20 protein-coding genes and 1 pseudogene are annotated in these 22,925 nt (G+C 64.1%); 13 read left to right on the forward strand and 8 right to left on the reverse strand.

The genetic code is table 11. From position 1 onward, the window contains the following. The first annotated feature begins 280 nt into the window (after nt 1-280). Nucleotides 281-2,554, forward strand: coding sequence for a catalase/peroxidase HPI (katG, locus tag BLV15_RS16230; RefSeq protein ID WP_090230533.1), 2,274 nt, complete (start codon nt 281-283; stop codon nt 2,552-2,554). A gap of 156 nt (nt 2,555-2,710) precedes the next feature. Here katG and BLV15_RS16235 read toward each other — a convergent pair whose 3' ends face one another. Continuing rightward, on the reverse strand, nt 2,711-3,652 hold the full coding sequence (locus BLV15_RS16235) for an aromatic alcohol reductase (RefSeq protein WP_090230535.1): 942 nt from the start codon (nt 3,650-3,652) through the stop codon (nt 2,711-2,713). Between the two features lie 95 nt (nt 3,653-3,747). Here BLV15_RS16235 and BLV15_RS16240 point away from each other — a divergent pair, with 95 nt between their 5' ends. Further along, on the forward strand, nt 3,748-4,206 hold the full coding sequence (locus tag BLV15_RS16240; protein ID WP_090230538.1) for a winged helix-turn-helix transcriptional regulator: 459 nt from the start codon (nt 3,748-3,750) through the stop codon (nt 4,204-4,206). A gap of 161 nt (nt 4,207-4,367) precedes the next feature. On the opposite strand, the gene BLV15_RS16245 is transcribed toward BLV15_RS16240, so the two are convergent. After that, complete coding sequence (locus BLV15_RS16245; protein WP_090230541.1) at nt 4,368-4,625, reverse strand: DUF1652 domain-containing protein; 258 nt, start codon at nt 4,623-4,625, stop codon at nt 4,368-4,370. A gap of 77 nt (nt 4,626-4,702) precedes the next feature. After that, on the reverse strand, nt 4,703-4,945 hold the full coding sequence (locus tag BLV15_RS16250; protein ID WP_090230544.1) for a hypothetical protein: 243 nt from the start codon (nt 4,943-4,945) through the stop codon (nt 4,703-4,705). Between the two features lie 265 nt (nt 4,946-5,210). On the opposite strand from BLV15_RS16250, the gene BLV15_RS16255 reads away from it, so the two are divergent. The 3 genes from BLV15_RS16255 (at nt 5,211) to BLV15_RS22130 (ending at nt 6,255) form a co-directional block, all read left to right on the forward strand. Continuing rightward, entirely contained in the window at nt 5,211-5,453 is a 243-nt protein-coding gene (locus BLV15_RS16255; protein ID WP_090230546.1) for a hypothetical protein, read from the forward strand. A gap of 114 nt (nt 5,454-5,567) precedes the next feature. After that, a complete protein-coding gene (locus BLV15_RS16260) occupies nt 5,568-6,014 on the forward strand; it encodes a hemerythrin domain-containing protein (protein WP_090230549.1) in 447 nt (148 codons plus the stop codon). An 85-nt stretch (nt 6,015-6,099) separates the two neighbouring features. After that, nucleotides 6,100-6,255: a hypothetical protein gene (locus BLV15_RS22130; RefSeq protein WP_175534380.1), complete on the forward strand. Its 156-nt coding sequence runs from the start codon at nt 6,100-6,102 to the stop codon at nt 6,253-6,255. Between the two features lie 284 nt (nt 6,256-6,539). Here BLV15_RS22130 and BLV15_RS16265 read toward each other — a convergent pair whose 3' ends face one another. Further along, a complete protein-coding gene (locus BLV15_RS16265; protein ID WP_090230552.1) occupies nt 6,540-7,406 on the reverse strand; it encodes a helix-turn-helix transcriptional regulator in 867 nt (288 codons plus the stop codon). A gap of 123 nt (nt 7,407-7,529) precedes the next feature. Here BLV15_RS16265 and BLV15_RS16270 point away from each other — a divergent pair, with 123 nt between their 5' ends. Continuing rightward, complete coding sequence (locus BLV15_RS16270) at nt 7,530-9,098, forward strand: DNA recombination protein RmuC (RefSeq protein WP_090230555.1); 1,569 nt, start codon at nt 7,530-7,532, stop codon at nt 9,096-9,098. A gap of 88 nt (nt 9,099-9,186) precedes the next feature. Here BLV15_RS16270 and BLV15_RS22570 read toward each other — a convergent pair whose 3' ends face one another. The 3 genes and pseudogenes from BLV15_RS22570 to BLV15_RS16280 form a co-directional block, all read right to left on the reverse strand. Beyond that, on the reverse strand, nt 9,187-10,050 hold the full coding sequence (locus tag BLV15_RS22570) for a methyl-accepting chemotaxis protein (RefSeq protein WP_407072468.1): 864 nt from the start codon (nt 10,048-10,050) through the stop codon (nt 9,187-9,189). Beyond that, nucleotides 10,045-10,908, reverse strand: a pseudogene (locus BLV15_RS22575) (MCP four helix bundle domain-containing protein); the annotation flags it as partial. The gene BLV15_RS22570 and the pseudogene BLV15_RS22575, both read right to left, overlap by 6 nt. A gap of 119 nt (nt 10,909-11,027) precedes the next feature. Further along, nucleotides 11,028-11,306, reverse strand: a complete 279-nt coding sequence (locus tag BLV15_RS16280; RefSeq protein ID WP_090230560.1) for a peptidylprolyl isomerase — start codon at nt 11,304-11,306, stop codon at nt 11,028-11,030. A gap of 82 nt (nt 11,307-11,388) precedes the next feature. Here BLV15_RS16280 and BLV15_RS16285 point away from each other — a divergent pair, with 82 nt between their 5' ends. The 7 genes from BLV15_RS16285 to cyoE all read left to right on the forward strand — a co-directional run bounded on the left by BLV15_RS16285 (nt 11,389) and on the right by cyoE (nt 20,686). Beyond that, the gene (locus tag BLV15_RS16285) at nt 11,389-12,588 is read left to right on the forward strand and encodes a PilT/PilU family type 4a pilus ATPase (RefSeq protein WP_175534386.1); all 1,200 of its coding nucleotides are present in this window, start codon (nt 11,389-11,391) and stop codon (nt 12,586-12,588) included. 80 nt (nt 12,589-12,668) lie between these two features. Further along, nucleotides 12,669-15,278 carry a DNA ligase D gene (gene ligD, locus BLV15_RS16290; RefSeq protein ID WP_090230563.1) on the forward strand — a complete coding sequence of 870 codons (2,610 nt, stop codon included), beginning with the start codon at nt 12,669-12,671 and terminating at the stop codon, nt 15,276-15,278. A 598-nt stretch (nt 15,279-15,876) separates the two neighbouring features. After that, nucleotides 15,877-16,833 (forward strand): ubiquinol oxidase subunit II, encoded by a 957-nt coding sequence (cyoA, locus tag BLV15_RS16295; protein WP_090230565.1) that lies wholly within the window; start codon nt 15,877-15,879, stop codon nt 16,831-16,833. 7 nt (nt 16,834-16,840) lie between these two features. Further along, complete coding sequence (cyoB, locus tag BLV15_RS16300; RefSeq protein WP_090230568.1) at nt 16,841-18,814, forward strand: cytochrome o ubiquinol oxidase subunit I; 1,974 nt, start codon at nt 16,841-16,843, stop codon at nt 18,812-18,814. Nucleotides 18,815-18,818: 4 nt separating this feature from the next. Further along, the gene (gene cyoC / locus BLV15_RS16305; RefSeq protein WP_090230571.1) at nt 18,819-19,460 is read left to right on the forward strand and encodes a cytochrome o ubiquinol oxidase subunit III; all 642 of its coding nucleotides are present in this window, start codon (nt 18,819-18,821) and stop codon (nt 19,458-19,460) included. Continuing rightward, nucleotides 19,460-19,786 (forward strand): cytochrome o ubiquinol oxidase subunit IV, encoded by a 327-nt coding sequence (cyoD, locus tag BLV15_RS16310; RefSeq protein WP_090230574.1) that lies wholly within the window; start codon nt 19,460-19,462, stop codon nt 19,784-19,786. The genes cyoC and cyoD overlap by 1 nt, the downstream gene beginning before the upstream one ends. A gap of 12 nt (nt 19,787-19,798) precedes the next feature. Beyond that, complete coding sequence (cyoE, locus tag BLV15_RS16315) at nt 19,799-20,686, forward strand: heme o synthase (RefSeq protein ID WP_090230576.1); 888 nt, start codon at nt 19,799-19,801, stop codon at nt 20,684-20,686. A gap of 218 nt (nt 20,687-20,904) precedes the next feature. Here the strand turns inward: cyoE and BLV15_RS16320 are convergent, their stop codons facing one another. Then, complete coding sequence (locus BLV15_RS16320) at nt 20,905-22,857, reverse strand: acetoacetate--CoA ligase (protein WP_090230579.1); 1,953 nt, start codon at nt 22,855-22,857, stop codon at nt 20,905-20,907. Nucleotides 22,858-22,925 lie beyond the last annotated feature (68 nt).

Consider the following 22,925-nt stretch of genomic DNA (forward strand, 5'->3'; position numbering starts at 1 on the left):
AAGCGCCTGAAAGACGCTCGCTATCACCGTACTAGAGACGCTGTATTAGATCGTCTCCGTAGCGGCGGCTAGTCTTGCCTCCTACGGAACGACCGGCCGTTGCCACCGGATGAGCGTCGAGGAATGGACCGCGAGCCCGTTCTGAGCCTCCCGGGGCCGCCGCTTCGTCGAGCCATTGCGGCGATAGACCGATCGCATACCCACACGCTGATTTCACTCATCGCTGCCCGGCATCCGGGGCCGGATGGAAAGCGGGATGAGTACCACCGAGGGATCACCCATGACGACCGAATCGAAATGTCCGTTCAACCACGCGGCGGGCGGCGGCACCACGAACCGTGACTGGTGGCCGAACCAGCTGAACCTGAAGATCCTGCACCAGCATTCGTCGCTGTCCGATCCGATGGATGAGGACTTCGACTACGCCACGGCGTTCAAGAGCCTCGACTTCGAGGCGGTGAAAGCCGACCTGCGCACGCTGATGACCGACTCGCAGGACTGGTGGCCAGCGGACTTCGGCCACTACGGCCCGTTGTTCATCCGCATGGCCTGGCACAGCGCCGGCACCTATCGCACCGGCGATGGCCGCGGCGGCGCCGGTGCCGGCCAGCAGCGTTTCGCACCCCTCAACAGCTGGCCGGACAACGTCAGCCTGGACAAGGCGCGCCGGCTGATCTGGCCGGTGAAGCAGAAGTACGGGCGCAACATCTCCTGGGCCGACCTGATCGTCCTCACGGGCAACGTCGCCCTGGAGTCCATGGGCTTCAAGACCTTCGGCTACTCCGGCGGCCGCGCGGACGTCTGGGAGCCCGACGAGGACGTGTACTGGGGGACGGAAACCACCTGGCTCGGCGGCGACAACCGCTACGGCAAGGGCGCCAAGGACATGCAGCCGCCGGGCGAGGGCGACCTGGTCGCCGAGCCGGAAAAACACGGCGAGGAAGAAAGCCGCACGAACCAGGGCGAGCGCCATCTGGAAAACCCGCTCGCCGCGGTGCAGATGGGCCTCATCTACGTGAACCCGGAAGGCCCCGAAGGCAACCCCGACCCGGTCGCCTCGGCGAAGGACATTCGCGAAACCTTCGGCCGCATGGCGATGAACGACGAGGAAACCGTGGCGCTGATCGCCGGTGGCCACGCCTTCGGCAAGACCCACGGCGCCGGCCCGGCGGACAACGTCGGCGCCGAGCCCGAGGCGGCCGACCTGGAAGAGCAGGGCCTGGGCTGGAAAAGCACCTTCGGGACCGGCAAGGGCGGCGACACCATCACCAGCGGCCTGGAAGTCACCTGGACCTCGACGCCCACCCGCTGGAGCAACGAGTACCTGGAAAACCTGTTTGGCTTCGACTGGGAGCTGACCAAGAGCCCGGCCGGCGCCCATCAATGGCAGCCGAAAAACGGCGCGGGCGCCGGCAAGATTCCCGACGCCCATGACCCGAGCAAGCGCCGCGCGCCGAGCATGCTGACTTCCGACCTGGCACTGCGCTTCGACCCGGCCTACGAGAAGATCGCCCGACGCTTCCTGGAGAACCCGGATCAGCTCAGCGACGCCTTCGCCCGCGCCTGGTTCAAGCTGACTCACCGCGACATGGGCCCGCTGGCGCGCTATCTCGGGCCGGAAATGCCCACCGAGGAGCTGCTCTGGCAGGACCCGATTCCGCCCCTCGATCACCCGCTGGTGGACCAGGCCGACATCGATGCCTTGAAAGCCCAGGTTCTAGCCTCCGGATTGACGGTGTCGCAGCTGGTTTCCACCGCCTGGGCGGCGGCGTCCACCTTCCGCGGGTCCGACAAGCGCGGCGGTGCCAACGGCGGACGCCTGCGTCTGGCTCCGCAGAAGTTCTGGCAGGCCAACCAGCCCGAGCAACTGGCGAAGGTGCTGTCCGCCCTCGAGGGTATCCAGCAGGCGTTCAACGCCGCGCAGTCCGGCGGCAAGAAGGTGTCCCTGGCCGACCTGATCGTGCTGGCTGGCGGCGTCGGTGTCGAGCAGGCAGCGAAGAACGCCGGTCATGCGGTGACGGTGCCGTTCACACCGGGGCGGATGGATGCCTCGCAGGAGCAGACCGACGTCGAGTCGTTCGGCTTCCTCGAGCCGATCGCCGATGGCTTCCGCAACTACCTCAAGGGCCATTACAAGGTGTCGGCCGAGGCGTTGCTGGTGGACAAGGCGCAACTGCTTACGCTCACCGCGCCGGAAATGACGGTACTGGTCGGCGGTCTTCGCGTGCTGAACACCAATGTCGGGCAGACCGCCCACGGCGTGTTCACCCAGCGTCCGGAGACGCTCAGCAACGACTTTTTCACCCATCTGCTGGACATGGGCGTGGAATGGCGCGCGCTGTCACCCGCGAAAGATCTGTTCGAAGGCCGCGACCGCAAGACCGGGGCCGTCAGGTGGACCGGCAGCCGCGTCGATTTGGTGTTCGGCTCGCACGCGCAGCTGCGCGCCATCGCGGAGGTCTACGCCAGCGCCGACGCGCAGGAGAAATTCGTCCGGGATTTCGTCGCGGCCTGGACCAAGGTGATGAACCTCGACCGTTTCGACCTGGCCTGAGCGACGTCCGGCTGTAGCGAGCCCCGGCCTGAGCGATCAGGTCGTGGCTTCTTTTTGCGGGTTTCAGCGCAGGTGGGCGAGTCGCGAACCGGGCGATTCCAGTTCGCCGATCTTCTCCAGCCGGGCGCCGGATCGTTCTACCGGCGGATTTTGCGTTCAGCGGTGCGCGAGGTGTTGCCTAACCCACTGCTCGGCGGTGGTCACCGGAATCGACTGTCGCGCGTTGAACGTGTCCGCCTTGGGCCATGCCACGCCTCTGCCTTGGGCGAACACGGCGCGGTACTTCTTGATGGGATGCGTCGGGTCTTTCTCCAGTTCCTGGAGCAGGTACGGAACGGTCCAGACGTTACGCTTGAACGGCCGGCCCAGTGCGCGCTCGAGAAGGTTCGCGACCTCGCCGTACGTCACCGTATCTCCCGCCAGGTAGAGGATCTCGTCACGCCAGCGAGGTTCGTAGAACACGATTTCCGCGGTCAGTACGCCGATGTCGTCCGGAGTGGTGAGCGTCACGCTGTTCTCGAGGCTGCCCAAGGCGTTCAGGGTATCGTTTTCGAAGTCGACCACCCCGAACATGGGCTCGAAAAGGAAGCTGGTGAACATGCCGGTCGAGATGATCACCCATTCGGTTTTGTCCTGGGCGCGAAGCAACTCGCGCACATCGAGCTGGGCATCGAACAGATCCTGCGGACTGCCGCGGCCGATCACGTCGTAGTCGACGCCGAACTGCCAGGGGAAGTAGCGCTTCACGCCCGACCTGAGGGCCGCCGTCGCCAGCTTCATGGGCGTTTCCGGACCCGCGACCATGCCTGCGCAGCCTATTACCCTGTCGAACCGCGCGAACACTTCGGCAAGCTGATCGATCGAGTCATTCACCAGGTCCGCGGCGACCATCTGGATGCCGAGGTCTCGAAGCCCGTCGATTTCCGTCTTCTTCGCAGGCTCCTGGGTGTTGATGGTCGAGTCCCGGAGCAGGACGCTGATTCGACAGCCGGGCGCGCGTTTCGCGACTCGCGCCAGGTTGCGCAATACCGGAAGGCCAAGTTCGCCTGCGCCCAGGACGAGAATCGATTGAGGAGAGAGCGGGGTCGCTTCGGTCATGACTAATCCTGATCAAGTTGCCTATAACATGGGCAAATGCTTTCACGATCCGTCGGCGCTCGTAAGAAGGCACACGTGTGATACCAGGGGGACAAATGGCTGATCGGGAAACGCTGAACCGGGCAGAAATCGTCTGCCAGACGCTTAGCGAGGATGATGATGGCGTCAGGCGAGAGGTCCTCGCCCACGCCGGTAGCCGCTGGTCGCTGGGAATCCTGCATGCCCTGGGGGTGTACGGAAAGATGCGCCATGCCGAGATAAAAAGGCAGATGACGGGCGTGACTCAGCGAATGCTGACGAAGACCCTGCGTTCGATGGAGAGAGACGGTCTTCTGACGCGACAGGAGTTCAGCGAGATTCCCCCACGCGTCGAATACGAGCTGACAGCGCTGGGGAGGGGGCTGTTGATCCGCATGTCGCCGATCTGGACCTGGGTCGTCGAGAACGTCGAGGACGTGCGCAAGGCGCGTCGTCGTTTCGACAGCCAGGAGGGCAAGAGGCCGTCGTGGCAGACACCCACGCCGCTCCCGGTGGATCAGGAAACGTCCGGGTAATCGTCGCGCGAGGACCTTGGCCGTTCATACCGGCGAGGTAAGCCGCACGCACGGCGCCGTCCGTTCACCACCATCGGAGCCGATCTGCATCGCCCGAGCGTAAGCCCGTTGGCCACCGATCTCAGGTGGCAACGCAACGGGGCGACATCGGTATACGGCGGTCAGAAGGACGAAAGGGCGCCGGCGGAACTGAGTCGGGTCATCGCCAGTTCCGCGCGGATTTCATCGACGACCTGCTGTGCGCCCGAAGGGGTGTCCAGTTTGAAGAGCGGAATCCCGGTTACCACCAGATGCGTCATGTCGTCGGTAGCGTCGTAAATCCTCACGCTGAAGCTGTCGCGCTCCAGTGTGCACTTGCAATCAAAAGGGGTGAACGACGATTCGATCAAGGTTCTCGCGGCCTCGAACCGTGTGGGCATGGATCAACTCCGACAACGCAACGGGAAAGCGCCCAGGCGCTTCGTTCAAGCCGGCATCATAAAGGCAAAGAGCGCGTTCACCCAATGGGCTTGTCTTGCGATTTCCGCTTGCCCAGTGACTGTTCGAGTGTGTCGCGTTCGCGGCGCAAGTCTGCCAGTACGGTTTCCAGCAGGCTGATATTGCGGAACTGCTGCACGGTGAGCGTCCGGCTCAGCAATCGGTTGTCGCCCAAGATCGGCGCGATGATCTCGATATGGTCATTGTCCCGTTGATCGATGAACAGATCGGGGTTACGCACGCTGAAACTGCTGTAGGGCATGGGGCGCTCGGGATATCTGGTCTTGTAGGACGGTCGACACTGTACAAAATTGATGGGCGCAGGGCGAATGGGTTCTGTCCATTCGTCGAGTGGCAGAGTGTCGAAACGCTGGAGACGCTCCGCCAGCCGCTCTACGACGGAGGCTTGACCCGCCGGTCAGGCGTTCGGCGCGGCCGTTGGTAGTGCGCTATACCAGTCACTAGCGCTTGTGGTCCGGTTGGAGGCGCTGCACCCACTACCGTCGAATGTCTTCGGGGGAGATGCCATGAACTGCCTGATCTGCAATGCCGACGCCCATGAGTTCCACAACGGATTCGACGGGATCGAATGCGAATGCCATCACTGCGGGCATTACGCGATCACCGATGCGCTGCTGAAGATTCGCCACGGCCGCCACTTCGACGTGTTCGATACACGCGTGCTGCTTGCCGTGCTGCGCGGCGAGCATCCCCACGCCGTGCCCGTCATCACAGAGGCGAACGTCTACTGGCAACGCCTGTTGGCCTGAGCAGCGCTGGGTCGTCGGAACCGTCGGTTGTTCCCGAAGGTCTTTTCCCCAACGGGCAGCTATTGCCCGAATCACCGCGGAGCCGTCCGCGTCTGACCGAGGGGAACAGCCGATATGGATATTTTCGAAGCACTGCGCCAGAGCCACGACCGCCAGCGTGAATTCGCCACGGCGGTGATCGCCACGCACGGCGACACGCCCGATCGCGCCGAAACCTATCAACAACTGAAAAGCGAGCTGGTGGCCCATGAGCGCGCCGAGGAGCGGCATTTCTACATTCCGCTGATGGAGTACGACAACGGCGTGGACCTGTCCCGGCACGCGATTTCCGAGCACCATGAGATGGACGAGATGATGGAAGAGCTCGAGGCCACCGATCCCTCGAGCCCGGCCTGGCTGCCGCTCGCCAAGAAGCTCAAGGAAAAGGTTTTCCATCACCTCGAAGAGGAAGAGCACAAGTTCTTCCAGATGGCGGGCAAGCTGCTTTCCGAGCAGCAGAAGACCTCGTTGACCAAACCGTACTTCGAGGATTACGAGGCCAGCCTGGCCGAGGAGGCCTGATCCATGCGGCGATCAGGTTCGACCGCCGCGAACGTTGCCTGACCAACGACCTCGAATCCCGAGATACCCACGTAGCGAGGTAGCCATGAACGACAACGAGCTGGATCACAGCCAATCGAAAACCCCCTATGACGAGCCGGACGTGACCATGGTCGACGGCGGCGAGAAGGAAACCGGCGAAGACCCGGATTTCGACGATGTCGAATCCGACTCCGCCGGCACCTACGACAGGGAAGGGTGAGCCCCGCGAGGCGCACGAAAAAGCCCGGCCGATGCCGGGCTTTTTCGTGCCTGGCGGCGGGTTCTGCCTGATTTGTTTACGTGCGAAAAGTTGACAGATCGACGCTGCGTGCCGCGCTGCCTAAGGTTTGGCCCACGAACCAAGCCGAATATGGAGCACGAACATGCTGTCGATCGAATTGATGCTGGAAAACCTCGAGGCCAGCCTGGCTGTGCTGACGATCATGGGCGCCCTGGCCTGGCTGGCCTACGCGCCGAGCGGGTCGCACTCCCTGCGCGGCTGATTCAGCGGTACAGCCAGCGCTCCAGGTCATCCAGGTTGGCCACCACGATCTGCTGCGCCGCCGCCTTGGCCTGAACCTTCGTGGGGTCGATCTGGTAGCGCTGCAGCACGTACTGCACCAGCGCGCCACGGCTGGGAACGGCCAGTCGGCCGTCCTGCATGCCGTAGTCGGCTTCGATGATCGCCTTCTGTTCCGCGGACAGCCGCGGGTCGGCGGTGAGGATCACGTCCAGCTCGGTATTCCAGCCTTCGTCCTGTTCGCGACCGTGCTCCGAGGGGGCGAAATGTTCCGGCTCGCCACGGAAACGGCTGAGCACGAAATCCCGGTAATCGCGGTTCTTCTCGCAATAGGCGCGCACATGCCAGCGCATGCCGGTGTAGACCAGCGTGTGCGGGCTGATCACGCGGAATTCCGGCTCAGGCGTGCTCAGCGAGACGTACTCGGTCTCCAGGCGCAGTCCCTCGCGGCAGGCCTGCAGGATCGGTCGCAGGACTTCGGGGCGAATGCTCCGATCCGGCACCTGCAGCACTTCAGTATGGGCGTAGGCGAGGGCCAGGCCCTCGATGTGGGGTGCCCGTTCGCGGTTGCGATCGAGCAGGTGCAGGTAGGCGCTGGCGCTGCCGTCGATGAACAGCGGGGCGAAGCCGGGCGCCGGTTTGTAGCCCTTCAGGCGCTTGTCGTAGACGAGGTTTTCCGGGGCGTGCTCGCCGAGGTAGGCGTTGATGTCCTTCGACGCCTGCTGGCGGCTGATGCCGAAGCTCTGCATCAGATGCCCGGTGGTGAGTCGGCCTTCCCACCAGGCGACGGTTTCGATCAGCCGGTAGCGCTGCGCCAGGTCCCAGCGGACGTGCTCGATGGATCGCTTCATACACCTCCCATCCGTGCGAAAACTTTACACGCTCCCGACCAGCCGATAGACGTGTCGCCTGAAGCTACATATCTTGTCCCGGTCGATCAAGCGGCGTGACCGCCGCAGCGAGGAGAAACAACGATGCAAGCGAACCTGATCTGGGCCTTCGCCGGCGCGGCCGTCCTGTTGATAGCCGGGCTGGCGGTGGCGTTGGCGATCGTCGGCGGACGTCTGCGCGGGCTGACCGCGCAGCTGGCGGAGGGGCGCCGGCAGCTGGATGCGCAACAGAGCATGGATACCCAGCGCATGCTGGAAAGCATGGAGCTGCAATCGGCGGTGCGCGCGGAAAAGGCCCATGTCGAGCAGTTGCAGCGCCAGTTGGCGTTCTCCCGCGAGGAAACCGAGGGACTGCGCAGCCGCCAGTTGCTGGAACAGCGCCGCCAGGAAGAACTCGCCGGCCAGGCGGAAGCGGCCAAGGCGCAGAGCCAGCAGCTCGGCCTGCAGCTCGATGAACTGCGCCAGACCCACGCGCGCCTGGAACTGGCCAACCAGAACCTGCAGGAGCGTTTCGCCACGCTCAGCCGCGAGCACGCCACGCTGGCCTCGACGCTGGAGCAGAAACAGCAGCATTTCAGCGAGCAGCAGCAGTTGCTCAAGGACAGCCGCGAGCAGCTCAAGCTGGAGTTCGAGCAGCTCGCCGGGCAGATCTTCGAGGCCAAGGGCCAGGCCTTCGCCCAGACCAGCCAGCAATCGCTGGATGCGCTGCTCAAGCCGTTCCGCGAGCAGATCGAAGGCTTCCGCGCCAAGGTCGAGGACATCCACCACAAGGACACCCAGCAGCAGGCGACCCTGGCGCAGCAGATCGTTCAGCTCAACGAGCTGAACCGGCAGATCACCCAGGAAGCCCAGGACCTGACGACCGCGTTGAAAGGGCAGAAGAAGACCCAGGGCAACTGGGGCGAGCTGATTCTGGAAAACGTGCTGGAGCGTTCCGGGCTGATCGAGGGGCGCGACTTCAAACGCGAGGCCAGCTTCGCCACCGAGGAGGGCCGCAAGCGCCCGGACGTGCTGGTCTACCTGCCGCAGAACAAGCACCTGATCATCGACGCCAAGGTCTCGCTGAATGCCTACACGCGCTACATCAACGCCGAGGACGAAGCCGAACGGCGCCTCGCGCTGGTCGAGCACGTCGGCGCCATCGGGGCGCGCATCAAGGAACTCGCCGACCGCCACTACTTCAGCCTGCCGGGGCTTAACGCGCCGGAGATGGTGTTCATGTTCATCCCCATCGAATCGGCCTTCGTCGAAGCCTTGAAGGCGGACGAGACGCTGTTCCAGCGCGCCATCGAACGCAACGTGCTGGTGGCCACGCCGACCACGCTGCTGACCAGCCTGAACATCGTCCGTCAGCTGTGGCGTTTCGAGGAACAGAACAAGCACACCGCCGAGCTGGCCGACCGCGCGGGCAAGGTCTACGACAAGCTGCGCACCTTCCTCGGCAGCATGGACACGGTGGGCAGCAGCCTGGAAAAGGCCCAGGACGCCTATCGGCGCGCCTGCGATCAGTTGATCAGCGGCAAGGGCAACCTGGTCAAGCAGGTCAACGACTTCCGACAGCTGGGTGTGGCGGTGAAGGGCGAGATGGCCGAAGCCTGGGTGGATCGAGCGGAACTCGAGCTGGGGCTGATCGATGGGGAACGCATCGAGTAAGGCGAGCGTCTGGCAGGGCCGGTGCGCGCGGCGCACCCTACGGGCATCGTGCTTTTTGTAGGGTGCGCCGCGCGCACGGGGGCGCAGCTTAGACGCGGAAGCGCGTCACCAGGCCGTTCAGGTCGATGGCCAGGCGCGAGAGCTCCTGGCTGGCGGCATTGGTCTGGTTGGCGCCGGCAGAGGTCTGCACGGCCAGGTCGCGGATGTTCACCAGGTTGCGGTCGACTTCACGGGCCACCTGGGCCTGTTCCTCCGAGGCGCTGGCGATCACCAGGTTGCGCTCGGTGATGTGGCTGATGGCTTCGGTGATCTGCTGCAGCGCAGCACCGGCGGCGCGGGCCAGCTCCAGGGTGGAGTGGGCGCGTTCGTTGCTGGTCTGCATCGAGCTCATGGCCTGATCGGTACCCTGCTGGATACCGTTGATCATCTGCTCGATTTCCTGGGTCGACTGCTGGGTGCGATGCGCCAGGGCACGTACCTCGTCGGCGACCACCGCGAAGCCGCGTCCTGCATCGCCGGCGCGGGCCGCTTCGATGGCGGCGTTGAGGGCCAGCAGGTTGGTCTGCTCGGCGATCGAGCGGATCACGTCGAGCACAGTGCTGATGTGGCGGACCTTATCCGCCAGTTGCTCGACCTGCTGCGCGGTGCCGGTGACGTCCTCGGCCAGATGGCTGATCGAGTCGACGGTCTTGTTCACCTGCTCCTGGCCCATGCGGGCGGTGCGGTCGGAGTCGCGCGAGGCTTCCGAGGTGGCCACGGCGTTGCGCGCCACCTCGTCCACGGCGGTGGTCATCTCGTTGACCGCGGTTGCGGCCTGCTCGATCTCCTGGTTCTGCTGATGCAGGCCCTTGCTCGAATCCTCCGTGACCGCGTTCAGCTCCTCGGCGGCCGAGGCCAGCTGGGTGGAGGAGTCGGCGATGCCCTGGATGGTGCGCTTGAGGCTTTCCTGCATGCTGTTCAGCGAGCCGAGCAACTGGGCAGGCTCGTCGCCGCCACCGACCGCGATGGTGTGGGTCAGGTCGCCCGATGCCACAGTCTCGGCGACTTTCACCGCCTGATTGAGCGGCGTGACGATGCTGCGCGTCAGCAGCATGGCGAGTAGGCCGGTCAGCCCCGCGGCGACCAGCATGAACACGATCACGCCGGTGATCGCATTGTTGAATTCCTGCTCGGCCCGGGCTGCGGCTGCATTGCCATCGGCCTGGTTTATCTCGATCAGCTTCTCGAACTCGGCGCCGAGATTGTCGGAGAGGGTTTTGTAGTCCGCCATCAGCAGGGCGCGCATGTCGTCGATGCGATCCTGGCCGGAAAGCTGGACGAGTTGCTGGTTGATTCGCGCGTACTCTGCCAGGGCGGTTTTCACGGATTGGTACTGGGCGCGCTCGGTATCACTGGAAATCAACGCCTCGTACTGATTTTGGGCATCCTTGAGCTGGCCCAGGAGCACGTTGAGACGTTCGATCGTGTTGCTCAGTGCCGCGGCTTCGCGATCGACCACGATCCGGTAGGAGGTGATGCGGACGCGCAACATCTTCTCGTTGAGAACGCCTAGCGCGCGGAAGCTGGGCAGGCTGTTCTCCACCACGTTCACGGTCGCCGCGCGGATGATGCGCATCTCGTACAGGGAGAAGAGGCCAAGGAGCACGACCAGCAGTGCGACCATGGAAAAACTGAGTATTGCCCTCGGTGCGATCTTGAGACGCCGAAGAAACATGGGGAGAACCTCAAAGTACTGAGCCGTTTGTTTTTTTGATGCACCGTTTGGCGCAGGCATCGACAAATCGTTTATCGGCATGCGGCGCAGGAGCATGAGCCCATTTTTGGCGGGTTTTGTTTTTTTCGAGGGCGCGAGCGGGGCGTTTTTCAGCGCTTTTCGGCGGGCGCCAAGCGAAGCGCTCTAGGACGCTGGTTGGCGGTGAAACGCGTGTTTCACTCGCGGTAGAAGACCTGCACCAGGTGATAGCCGAATTGCGACTTCACCGGGCCGTGAACGGTGCGCAGCGGCTTCTTGAAGATCACCTGGTCGATGCTGCGCACCATTTGCCCCGGGCGTACTTCGCCGAGGTCTCCGCCGCGCTTGCCGGACGGGCAGATCGAGTGCTTGCGCGCCAGCACGTCGAAGGCTTCGCCGCCGTCCAGGCGCTTCTTCAGTTGCGCGGCTTCGGCCTCGGTCTTGACCAGGATATGGCGGGCCATGGCTTTTGGCATGAAGGACTCCTGCGATAGATTGACGGCAATTGTGCCCGAGCGTCCGGGCTTCATACAGCCGAACAGCCGCGGAGCGAGCCCAATGGATATCCAATCGATGCTGAGAATCCTCGCCGTACAGGATGGCTCGGACCTCTACCTCTCCACCGGCGCGCCGCCCTGCGCCAAGTTCAACGGCGCGCTCAAGCCGCTGTCGGCCGAGCCGTTGCGCGCGGGCGAGGTGGCGGCCATCGCTGCGTCGGTGATGGATGCCGAACAGCGTGCCGAGTTCGAGCGCGAGCTGGAGATGAACCTGGCGATCTCGCTGCCGCAGATCGGCCGGTTCCGCATCAACATCTTCCGCCAGCGCAACGAGGTGTCCATCGTCGCGCGCAACATCAAGCTGGACATCCCCAAGTTCGAGGACCTCAAGCTGCCTGAAGTGCTGCTCAAGGTGGTGATGGAAAAGCGCGGCCTGGTGCTCTTCGTCGGCGGCACCGGCTCGGGCAAGTCGACCTCGCTGGCGGCGCTGATCGATTACCGCAACCGCAACAGCGGCGGGCACATCATCACCATCGAGGACCCGGTGGAGTACGTGCACCGGCACAAGAAATCGATCATCAACCAGCGCGAGGTCGGCGTGGACACGCGCAGCTTCCATGCCGCGCTGAAGAACACCCTGCGCCAGGCGCCGGACGTGATCCTGATCGGCGAGATCCGCGACCGCGAGACCATGGAGCACGCGCTGGCCTTCGCCGACACCGGGCACCTGGCGATCTCCACGCTGCACGCCAACAACGCCAACCAGGCGCTGGATCGGATCATCAATTTCTTCCCGGAAGAGCGCCGCCCGCAGTTGCTCAACGACCTGGGCAACAACCTCAAGGCCTTCGTTTCCCAGCGCCTGGTCAAGACCCGCGAAGGCAAGCGCCGCGCCGCGGTGGAAGTGCTGCTGGGCACGGCGACCGTGAGCGACATGATCAAGCGCAGCGATTTCAGCTCGATCAAGGAAATCATGGAGAAATCCAGAACCCTCGGCATGCAGACCTTCGACCAGGCGCTGTTCGATCTGGTGGTGGAGGGCGCGATCGACGAGGACGAGGCGGTGAAGAACGCCGACTCGGCGAACAACCTGCGGCTGAAACTGAAGCTGCAAGTGGAGGGCGGCGCGCCGGCGCCCGCTCCGGTCGCCGCGCCGCCCCGACCCGCGCCCGTGCAGAATCCGGGGGACGCCGCGGCCTGGGGCCTGGAACTGAAACTGGAAGACATCGAGCCGGACGAACCGGACGACGCCAAACCCTGAGTGCTCCGTCCAGCGGCCTGGGCGAACCCGCGCCGTGCGGGTGCTTCTAACCTGAAGCACCCGACGACGAGGCTCCGACCATGGCGAAGGCACTGGACGAGTACAACAGCAAGCGCAATTTCTCCGCTACCCCCGAGCCTGCCGGCACTCCGACGCGCAAACGCAAGAAGGCCGCCGACGCGCATGCGCTGCAGTTCTGCATCCAGAAGCACGACGCCAGCCACCTGCATTACGACTTCCGCCTGGAACTCGACGGCACCCTGAAAAGCTGGGCGGTGCCGAAGGGGCCGAGCCTGGACCCCAAGGTCAAGCGCCTTGCTGTGCACGTCGAGGACCACCCCATCAGTTACGCGTCCTTCGAGGGGCAGATTCCCGAGGGGCATTACGGCGCGGGCGAGGTGATCGTCTGGGATCGCGGCGTGTGGAGCCCGATCGGCGATCCGCAGGCGAGCCTCGAAAAAGGCCGGCTGAAATTCGAGCTGCAGGGCGAGAAGCTCGCCGGCGTCTGGAACCTGGTGCGCACGCACATGCCCGGTAAGCGCGAGCAGTGGTTCCTGATCAAATCCAGCGACGAGGCCGCGCGCGCCGAAAAGGACTACGACATCCTCGTCGAGCAGCCGGACAGCGTGCTCAGCGAGCGCACCCTGATTCCCCGGCAGCGCGGCGCGAAGGCGAAGGCCAAGGGCGAGGAGCCGGCACGCGCCGCCAAGACGCCGCCCCGGCGGCGGACCCGGAAAGCCGCCGGTGCCACGCTCCACGGCGCCAAGGCCGCGGCGATTCCCGAGCGCATCGCGCCGCAGCTGGCGACGCTGGTGGAGGCGGCGCCGGAGGGGGACTGGCACTACGAGATCAAGTTCGATGGTTACCGGATCATGGCGCGCATCGAGGGGGACGACGTGCGCCTGTTCACCCGCAATGGCCACGACTGGACGGCGAAGATGCCGCATCAGGCGAAGGCGCTGGCCAAGCTCGGGGTGGAGTCGGCCTGGCTGGATGGCGAAGTAGTAGTGCCGGACGAGGAGGGCATCCCGGACTTCCAGGCGCTGCAAAACGCCTTCGACGCCGGCGCCAGCAAGCAGATCGTCTACTACCTGTTCGACGTGCCCTACCTGAACGGCATGGACCTGCGCGAGGTGCCGCTGGAGGAGCGCCGCGCCGCGCTGGCCACCCTGCTGGAGAAACAGGACGGCGCGCTGCGTTTTTCCGCGGACCTGCAGGAAGACCCGGACCACATGCTGGCCAGCGCCTGCCAGATGAAGCTCGAGGGACTCATCGGCAAGCGCGCCGGCAGCCCCTACGTGTCACGCCGCAGCAGCAGCTGGATCAAGATCAAGTGCAAGAATCGCCAGGAGTTCGTGATCGTCGGCTACAGCGACCCCAAGGGCTCGCGCAGTGCGTTCGGCGCGCTGTTGCTGGGGCTGCACGACGCCGACAGTGGCGAGCTGCGCTACGCCGGCAAGGTTGGAACCGGCTTCAACGAAGCCAGCCTGCGCGCCATCCATGCGCGACTCGAACCGCTGGAGATCGCCGAACCGGCCGTCGTCAATCCGCCCACCGGCGCCGACGCGCGGGGCGCGCACTGGCTGAAACCCGAGCTGATGTGCGAAGTGGCATTCGCCGAGATGACCCGCGACGGGGTGATCCGCCATTCGGTGTTCCATGGCCTGCGCGACGACAAACCGGCCGAGGCGATCGTCCACGAGAAGGCCAAACCGGTGAAAAAGGCGGCGGCCGACAAGACTGGCAAGAGCGCCGGCAAGACTGAGGCGAAGACCCGCACGAAGCCCGACGCGAAGGCCAAGGGCAAGGACGATCCGGGGCAGATCAAGATCACCCACCCGGAGCGGATCATCGACAAGAGCATCGGTGCCACCAAGATGGAGCTGGCGCAGTACTACGGGCGTGTCGCGCCCTGGATGCTGCGCGACCTGGCGGAGCGGCCGGTGGCGCTGGTGCGTGCGCCGGAAGGCATCGATGGCGAACTGTTCTTCCAGAAACATTCCACCAAGCTGAGCCTGCCCCACGTCACCCAGTTCGACGACCCCGCCGACACACAGCCGCTGTTGCTGCTGGACAGCGCCCTCGGGCTGGTCAGCGCCGCGCAGATGGGCATGCTCGAAGTGCACACGTGGAATGCCCGCGCGCCGCACCTGGAAACCCCGGATCGGCTGGTCCTCGACCTAGACCCCGACCCGGCGCTGCCGTGGAAGCGGATGATCGAAGCCACCCAGCTGGTGCAGACGCTGCTCGACGAGCTGGGCCTGGTGTCGTTCCTCAAGACCAGCGGCGGCAAGGGCATGCACGTGGTGGTGCCGCTGAAACGGGGCGAGGGCTGGGACGAGGTGAAGGGGTTCAGTCAGGCGATCGCCAGACACATGGCGAAACTTCTGCCGAAACATTTCTCCGCTGTCAGCGGTCCGAAGAACCGCGTCGGCAAGATCTTCATCGACTACCTGCGCAACGGCCGTGGCGCCACCTCGGTGTCGGCGTACTCGGTTCGCGCGCGTGAAGGGCTTCCCGTTTCGGTTCCCGTCCATCGGCACGAACTGGCCGGGCTCGAGGGGGCGAACCGCTGGAACATCCGCAACCTGTTCGAGCGCCTGGAGGAGTTGGGCGACGACGACCCCTGGGCGGGGATGGACGACGCTGAGCAGGTGATCACCGCAGAAATGCGCGCTCGGCTGAGCTGAGGAGACCGGGTCGCAGCCTATGCGGCCTGGAGTCACAAGGGATTGCATTATCGGGTCGCCGCTGGATAAGACCCTTTATTTGTTGTGGTTATTGCTTTTTTCGCACCATGGAAGTCCTGATTGTTCCACTGGCGCAAAAGAATTTTGCCTTCGATGGGTTGTCTAGGGTCATGGAAATGTTTTGTAATACCGGCCGCTCACTGTACTCCCAGACAAACGAAGCCTTCGAAATCCTCGGAATCTTCAGCAGGCAGGCCCCCGCGTGGTGGCTGGCTATAACAAGGGAAACCCGTGCATTGAGCGCCTGGCGGTGGCGATGTAGGCAACCTTCTCGTCGATCGGGCAGTGAACGTGGTAGCGCTCCGTCGCTTCACGTCGTTGTTTGTACATTCGCGCTGAAATACACGGAACGGATCAGCACCTGGATCGAATTCGATCGGCGATGTTCAGGATGGCTGTCTTCCTGCCCCTGGCTCGCTACGAAACCTTCCATATCCATCCCGTTGCCATGCCCGCCTACTGGTGCACGGTGACAGCGAATCACGGCTGCCTTTCCGGGCGGCGCCGAAAGCTCCTTTTCATCCTTCAAGGCTGCGAGATGATCAAAGAGAAGTACGTTGGATATCTGAAACGGCTGTGGTGGTTGGCCGTTCTGCCACTGAGCGGCTGCAAATGGGCGCTGCTCGATCCCAAGGGCCAGGTCGGTATCGACGCGAAGTCGCTGATCATCACCGCCACGGTGCTGATGCTGATCGTCGTGATCCCGGTGATCGTGCTGACGCTGTACTTCGCCTGGAAGTACCGTGCCACGAACACCGAAGCGGTGTTCATGCCGAAGTGGGCGCACTCCACCTCGATCGAGGTCGTGGTCTGGCTGATCCCCTGCGTGATCATCGTCTTCCTCGGCATCCTGACCTGGAAGACCACGCACCACCTGGACCCCTACCGCCCGCTCGATCACGAGAAGACGCCGATTACCGTCGAGGTCGTCTCGCTGGACTGGAAGTGGCTGTTCATCTACCCGGAACAGAAGATCGCCACGGTCAACGAGCTGGCGTTCCCGGCCAACACCCCGGTCAACTTCAAGATCACTTCCGACACCGTGATGAACTCCTTCTTCATCCCGCAGCTCGGTAGCCAGATCTATTCCATGGCCGGCATGGAAACCAAGCTTCATTTGATCGCCAACGAGCCAGGCAGCTTCGCCGGTATCTCGGCGAACTACAGCGGCGCGGGCTTCACCGGGATGGCCTTCACCGCCATCGCGACGCCCACCGATGCCGACTTCGACGCCTGGGTCGCCAAGGTTCGCGCGTCCTCGAAGATCCTCGATGCCGATAGCTACAAGGCACTGGCCGAACCGAGCCAGAAGCACCCGGTGGAGTATTTTTCCGCTGTACGCCCGAACCTGTTCGCCGCGATCGTGCATCAGTACATGGGGTCGAAGAAGATCCCCGTCTCCGATGAGCCGGCACCGAATGAAGGCATGAAAATGGGCGAGAAGATGGACATGAACCACATGGACATGTCCAGCCACTCGGCCGCTGAGGAGTAATCAACAAATGTTCGGAAAGCTGACCCTCGACGCCATACCCTTCCACGAACCCATCCTGCTGTTCACCTTCGCCGCCGTGGCGCTGGGTGGCCTGGTGGTGGTCGCCGGACTGACCTACTTCCGCAAGTGGGGCTACCTGTGGACCGAGTGGCTGACTTCGGTCGACCACAAGAAGATCGGCGTGATGTACATCACCGTGGCGATCGTCATGCTGCTGCGCGGTTTCGCCGACGCCATCATGATGCGCTCGCAGCAGGCGCTCGCCACCGGCGGCGCCGCCGGCTACCTGCCACCGGAACACTACGACCAGATCTTCACCGCGCACGGCACCATCATGATCATCTTCATGGCCATGCCGTTCATGATCGGTCTGATGAACATCGCCGTGCCGCTGCAGATCGGCGCACGCGACGTGGCGTTCCCGTTCCTGAACTCGCTGAGCTTCTGGCTGTTCGTCAGCGGCGTGATCCTGATCAACCTGTCGCTGTTCGTCGGTGAGTTCGGCCGTACCGGCTGGGTGGCGTATCCGCCGTTGTCCGGGATTGCCTACAGTCCCGGGGTAGGGGTGGACTACTACATCTGGGCGCTGCAGTTATCCGGGATCGGGACAACGCTCACGGGGATCAACTTCCTGGTCACCGTTTTCAAGATGCGCGCCCCCGGCATGAAGCTGATGCAGATGCCGATCTTCACCTGGACCTGCACCTTCGCCAACATCCTGATCGCCGCTTCCTTCCCGATCCTGACTGCCGCGCTGGGCCTGCTGACCCTCGACCGTTACCTCGACTTCCACTTCTTCACCAATGAAGCGGGCGGTAACGCGATGATGTACATCAACCTGTTCTGGGCCTGGGGTCACCCCGAGGTGTACATCCTGGTGCTGCCGGCGTTCGGTGTGTTCTCCGAAGTGATCTCCACCTTCACCGGCAAGCGCCTGTTCGGCTATGCCGCGATGGTCTGGGCCAGCGCCGCGATCACCGTGCTCGGCTTCGTGGTCTGGCTGCACCACTTCTTCACCATGGGTTCGGGGGCCAACGTCAACGCCTTCTTCGGCATCGCGACGATGATCATCTCGATCCCCACGGGCGTGAAGCTGTTCAACTGGCTGTTCACCATGTATCGCGGGCGTCTGCGCTTCACCACGCCGGTCCTCTGGACCATCGGCTTCATGGTGACTTTCAGCATCGGCGGCATGACCGGCGTTCTGCTGGCGGTTCCGGGTGCCGACTTCGTGCTGCACAACAGCCTGTTCCTGATCGCCCACTTCCATAACACCATCATCGGCGGTGCGGTGTTCGGCTACCTGGCCGGCTTCGTCTTCTGGTTCCCGAAAGCCTTCGGCTTCACCCTCAACGAGAAGTGGGGCAAGGCGGCGTTCTGGTTCTGGTGCAGCGGTTTCTACGTGGCCTTCATGCCGCTCTACGTGCTCGGCTTCATGGGCATGACGCGCCGCCTGAACCACACCGACAACCCGGAGTGGACGCCCTGGCTGTACGTGGCTTTCGTCGGCGCGGTGCTGATCCTGTGCGGCATCCTCTGCCAGCTGATCCAGCTCTACGTGAGTATCCGCGACCGCAAGCAGAACCTCGACCTGACTGGCGACCCGTGGAATGGCCACACCCTGGAATGGTCGACCTCGTCGCCGCCGCCGTTCTACAACTTCGCCCAGTTGCCGACGGTGCACGACATCGATTCCTTCACCGACATGAAGGAGAAGGGCATCGCCTACCAGCGCCCCGAGAAGTACACGGCAATCCACATGCCGAAGAACACCTCCGCCGGCGTGTTCATGGGCGGCTTCGCCACCGTCATGGGCTTCGCTCTGATCTGGCACATCTGGTGGCTCGCCGCCGTGGGTCTGCTGGGGCTGTTCGCCAGCCTGCTGTCCCGTGCCTTCGACAACGATGTCGATTACTACGTCCAGCCCGATGAGATCGAGCGCATCGAAACCGCCCATCTCGCCCATATCAAGCAGGCCTGAGCCCATGTCGACCGATGTAATGAACGACCCCCACGATAGCGTCCACAAGCACGAGCATGAGGACGGGCACGACGACCACGGTCACAACGACAGTGGTCCGACCACCGTATTCGGTTTCTGGCTGTACCTGATGACCGACTGCATCCTGTTCGCCAGCGTCTTCGCCACCTATGCGGTGCTGATGACCGCGACGGCAGGATCGGTCAGCGGCAAGGACATCTTCGAACTCGATTACGTGCTGGTCGAAACCTTCGCCCTGCTGTTCTCCAGCATCACCTACGGCTTCGCGATGATCGCGGGGCAGAAGGGCAGCAAGGGCGGTGTGATCAACTGGCTGATCGTCACCTTCATCTTCGGTGCGATCTTTATCGGGATGGAGATCAACGAGTTCCATCACCTGATCGTCGAAGGCTACGGCCCGAGCACCAGCGCCTTCCTCTCCGCGTTCTTCGCGCTGGTCGGGATGCACGGCCTGCACGTCACCGCCGGCCTGATCTGGATGATCATCATGATCCTGCAGGTCTCCAGGCAGGGCCTCACCCCGCAGGTCAACACCCGCCTGACCTGCCTGAGCCTGTTCTGGCACTTCCTGGACATCGTCTGGATCTGCGTGTTTACCGTCGTCTACCTGCTGGGGACCCTGTGATGAGCGAATCTCTGCACACCGAGCACGCCGCCAGCCACGGCAGCGTCAAGTCGTACATGATCGGCTTCCTGCTGTCGGTGGTCCTCACCGTGATTCCGTTCTGGCTGGTGATGGCCCACGTGCTGCCGAAAGGACTGACCCTGGTGACGATCTTCCTCTTCGCCATCGTCCAGGTCCTGGTGCACCTGAAGTACTTCCTGCACCTGGACTTCAGCACCGACGGGCGCTGGAACACGCTGTCGTTCATCTTCACCATGCTGGTCATCGTGATGCTCGTGGGTCTGTCCATCTGGATCATCTTCAGCGCCAACGCGCTGATGATGTAACGAGGGCTACCCGTGAAGTTCAAGCGATACCTGCTGATCACCAAGCCAGGCATCATCTTCGGCAATCTGATCTCGGTGGCCGGGGGATTCTTCCTGGCCTCCAAGGGCAGCATCGACCCGTGGCTGCTGCTGGCCACGGCGCTCGGGCTGTCGCTGGTGATCGCGTCCGGCTGCGTGCTGAACAACTGCATCGATCGCGATATCGACCAGCGCATGGAGCGCACCCGCAACCGCGTCCTGGTCACCGGGGCGATCTCGCTGAAGGCTGCGCTGGCGCATGGCGTGCTGCTCGGCGTGCTGGGGTTCGGCACGCTGTTCCTGTGGACCAACACCCTGGCGCTGGCTTTCGCCGCCATCGGCTTCTTCATCTACGTGGTGCTCTACAGCCTCTGGCTCAAGCGCGCGTCGGTGTATGGCACGCTGGTCGGCAGCCTTTCGGGGGCGGTGCCGCCGGTGGTGGGCTATTGCGCGGTGAGCAACAGCTTCGACGCCGGTGCGGCGATCCTGCTGCTGATCTTCAGCCTCTGGCAGATGCCGCACTCGTATGCCATCGCGATCTTCCGCCTCAACGACTACCGCGCCGCCAACATTCCGGTTCTTCCGGTGGCGCGCGGCATCGAGGCGACCAAGCGGCACATCGTGCTGTATATCCTGGCCTTCGCCGCGGCGGCGCTGATGCTCACCGTCGCCGGTTTCGCCGGCTACGGCTACCTGGTGATGGCGCTGTTGGTGAGTGCCTACTGGCTGTTCATCGCGGTGTCCGGTTACGGCGCAGTGGATGATCGGCTGTGGGCGCGCAAGCTGTTCGCCTTCTCTATCGTGGCGATCAGCACCCTGAGCGTGATGATGTCGATCGACTTCAGGGGACTGCCGGAGCATCTGCTCGCAGCGGCCTTCTGACGCTGATCGTAACGATGCGACCTAGGGTGCGCTGCGCGCACCGGCCGGGCGCTCTGGTTCCCCAGGTGCGCATGGCGCACCCTGGCGAAACGTCCTCGTCATCCGTGGCTGAAACGAAAAAGGCGACCCTCGGGTCGCCTTTTTCATGCCCTACGCGAGCAAGTAGGGTGCGCCGCGCGCACCGGAGCGCGACACGTCCAGCCAATTGATTGAGTCGTTCACTGCAACTCGGCCAGTTCGCGGAACTGCTCCAGCGCCTCGGGGTTGGCCAGGGCATCGGTGTTCTTCACCGGGCGGCCGTGCACGACGTTGCGCACCGCCAGCTCGACGATCTTGCCGCTGATGGTGCGTGGAATGTCGCCGACCGCAATGATCTTCGCCGGCACGTGGCGCGGCGTGGTGTTGGCGCGGATGGTGGTGCAGATGCGCTCGCGCAGGGCGTCGTCCAGGGCAACGCCCTCGCGCAGGCGGACGAACAGCACCACGCGCACGTCGCCCTGCCATTCCTGGCCGATGGCGATGGACTCCAGGACCTCGTCGATCTTCTCCACCTGGCGATAGATTTCCGCGGTGCCGATGCGCACGCCGCCGGGGTTGAGCACGGCGTCGGAGCGGCCATGGATGACCATCCCACCGTGCGCGGTTTCCTCGGCGTAATCGCCATGCGCCCAGATGCCGGGAAAGGTTTCGAAGTAGGCGGTGCGGAATTTCTCGCCGTCGGCGTCGTTCCAGAAGCCCACGGGCATCGCCGGGAAGTGCCGGGTGCAGACCAGTTCGCCTTTCTCGCCCTGCGCGGCGGCGCCGTCGTCGTTCCACACTTCCACGGCCATGCCCAGACCCTTGCATTGCAGTTCGCCGCGCCAGACCGGCATCACCGGGCAACCGAGGGCGAAGCAGGAAACGATGTCGGTGCCGCCGGAGATCGATGACAGGCACAGGTCGGCTTTGATCTCGCGGTAGACGTAGTCGAAGCTCTCATGGGCCAGCGGCGAGCCCGTGGAGAGGATCGCCTTCAGGCGCTCCAGGCGATGCGTCTCGCGCGGTTTGACGCCTGCCTTCTCCAGCGCGGCGATGTACTTGGCGCTGGTGCCGAAGAGGCTGATGTTCTCGGCGTCGATCAGGTCCATCAGGCGCTCGGCGCCGGGGTGGAAGGGCGAGCCGTCGTACAGCACCAGGGTTGCGCCCAGCGCCAGCCCGGAAGCCAGCCAGTTCCACATCATCCAGCCGCAGGTGGTGTAGTAGAACAAGGTGTCGTCGGCACCCAGGTCGGTGTGCAGGCCATGTTCCTTCAGATGCTGCAGGAGCACACCGCCGGTGCCGTGGACGATGCACTTCGGCACGCCGGTGGTGCCGCTGGAATAGAGGATGTAGAGCGGCGCATCGAACGCCACCGGGGTGAACTCCGGCTCGCCGCCCGGCTGGTAGAAGTCCGCCCAGAAGCTGATCCGCGCCGGCGATGCGTAGTCCTCCCGGCGTGCCTCGGCGCGGGCGTAGGGCACCACCAGCAGGTGCTGCAGCGTCGGCAGGCTGGCGAGTATCTCGTTCAGCTTGGCGGTCAGGTCGAGATTCTTGCCGGCGTAGCGGTAGCCGGCGCAGGCGATCAGCACCTTGGGTTCGATCTGGCCGAAACGGTCGATCACGCCCTGGGTGCCGAAGTCCGGCGAGCAGGACGACCAGGTGGCGCCGAGGCTGGCGGTGGCGAGCATGCCGACCACCGTCTGCCAGGTGTTCGGCATGAAGGCGGCGACGCGGTCGCCGATGCCGACGCCGGCCTCGCGCAGGCTGCGTTGCAGGCCGGCGACGTGCGCCGCCAGTTGGGCATGGCTGAGCACCTCGCGCGAGCCGTCCTCGCCGATGGCCACCAGCGCCGCGCGATCGTCGCGACGGCGCAGCAGGTGTTCGGCGAAGTTCAGTGTGGCGCCGGGGAACCAGCGCGCATCCGGCATCGCCGGGCCTTCCTCCAGCACGCCACTGGGCTGGGCATGGAAGCGCACCTCGAAGAAATCCACGATCGCCTGCCAGAAGGCCGCGCGCTCGGCGATGCTCCAGGCGTGCAGGGCGGGATAGTCCGCCAGTCGCACGGCGTGGCGCGCTTCCACGTAGCGGCGGAACGCGTCCAGCCGGGTGGCGGCGATGCGCTCGGGGGAAGGTGTCCAAAGCGGATGTTGCATGTGCTGTCCTCGATTCTCTCGTTCTGTTGAGACCCCTCGCGCCGCCCGATGTGCAGCCGAGGGGCTTC

Source organism: Pseudomonas kuykendallii (assembly GCF_900106975.1).
GTDB classification, from domain to species: domain Bacteria; phylum Pseudomonadota; class Gammaproteobacteria; order Pseudomonadales; family Pseudomonadaceae; genus Pseudomonas_O; species Pseudomonas_O kuykendallii.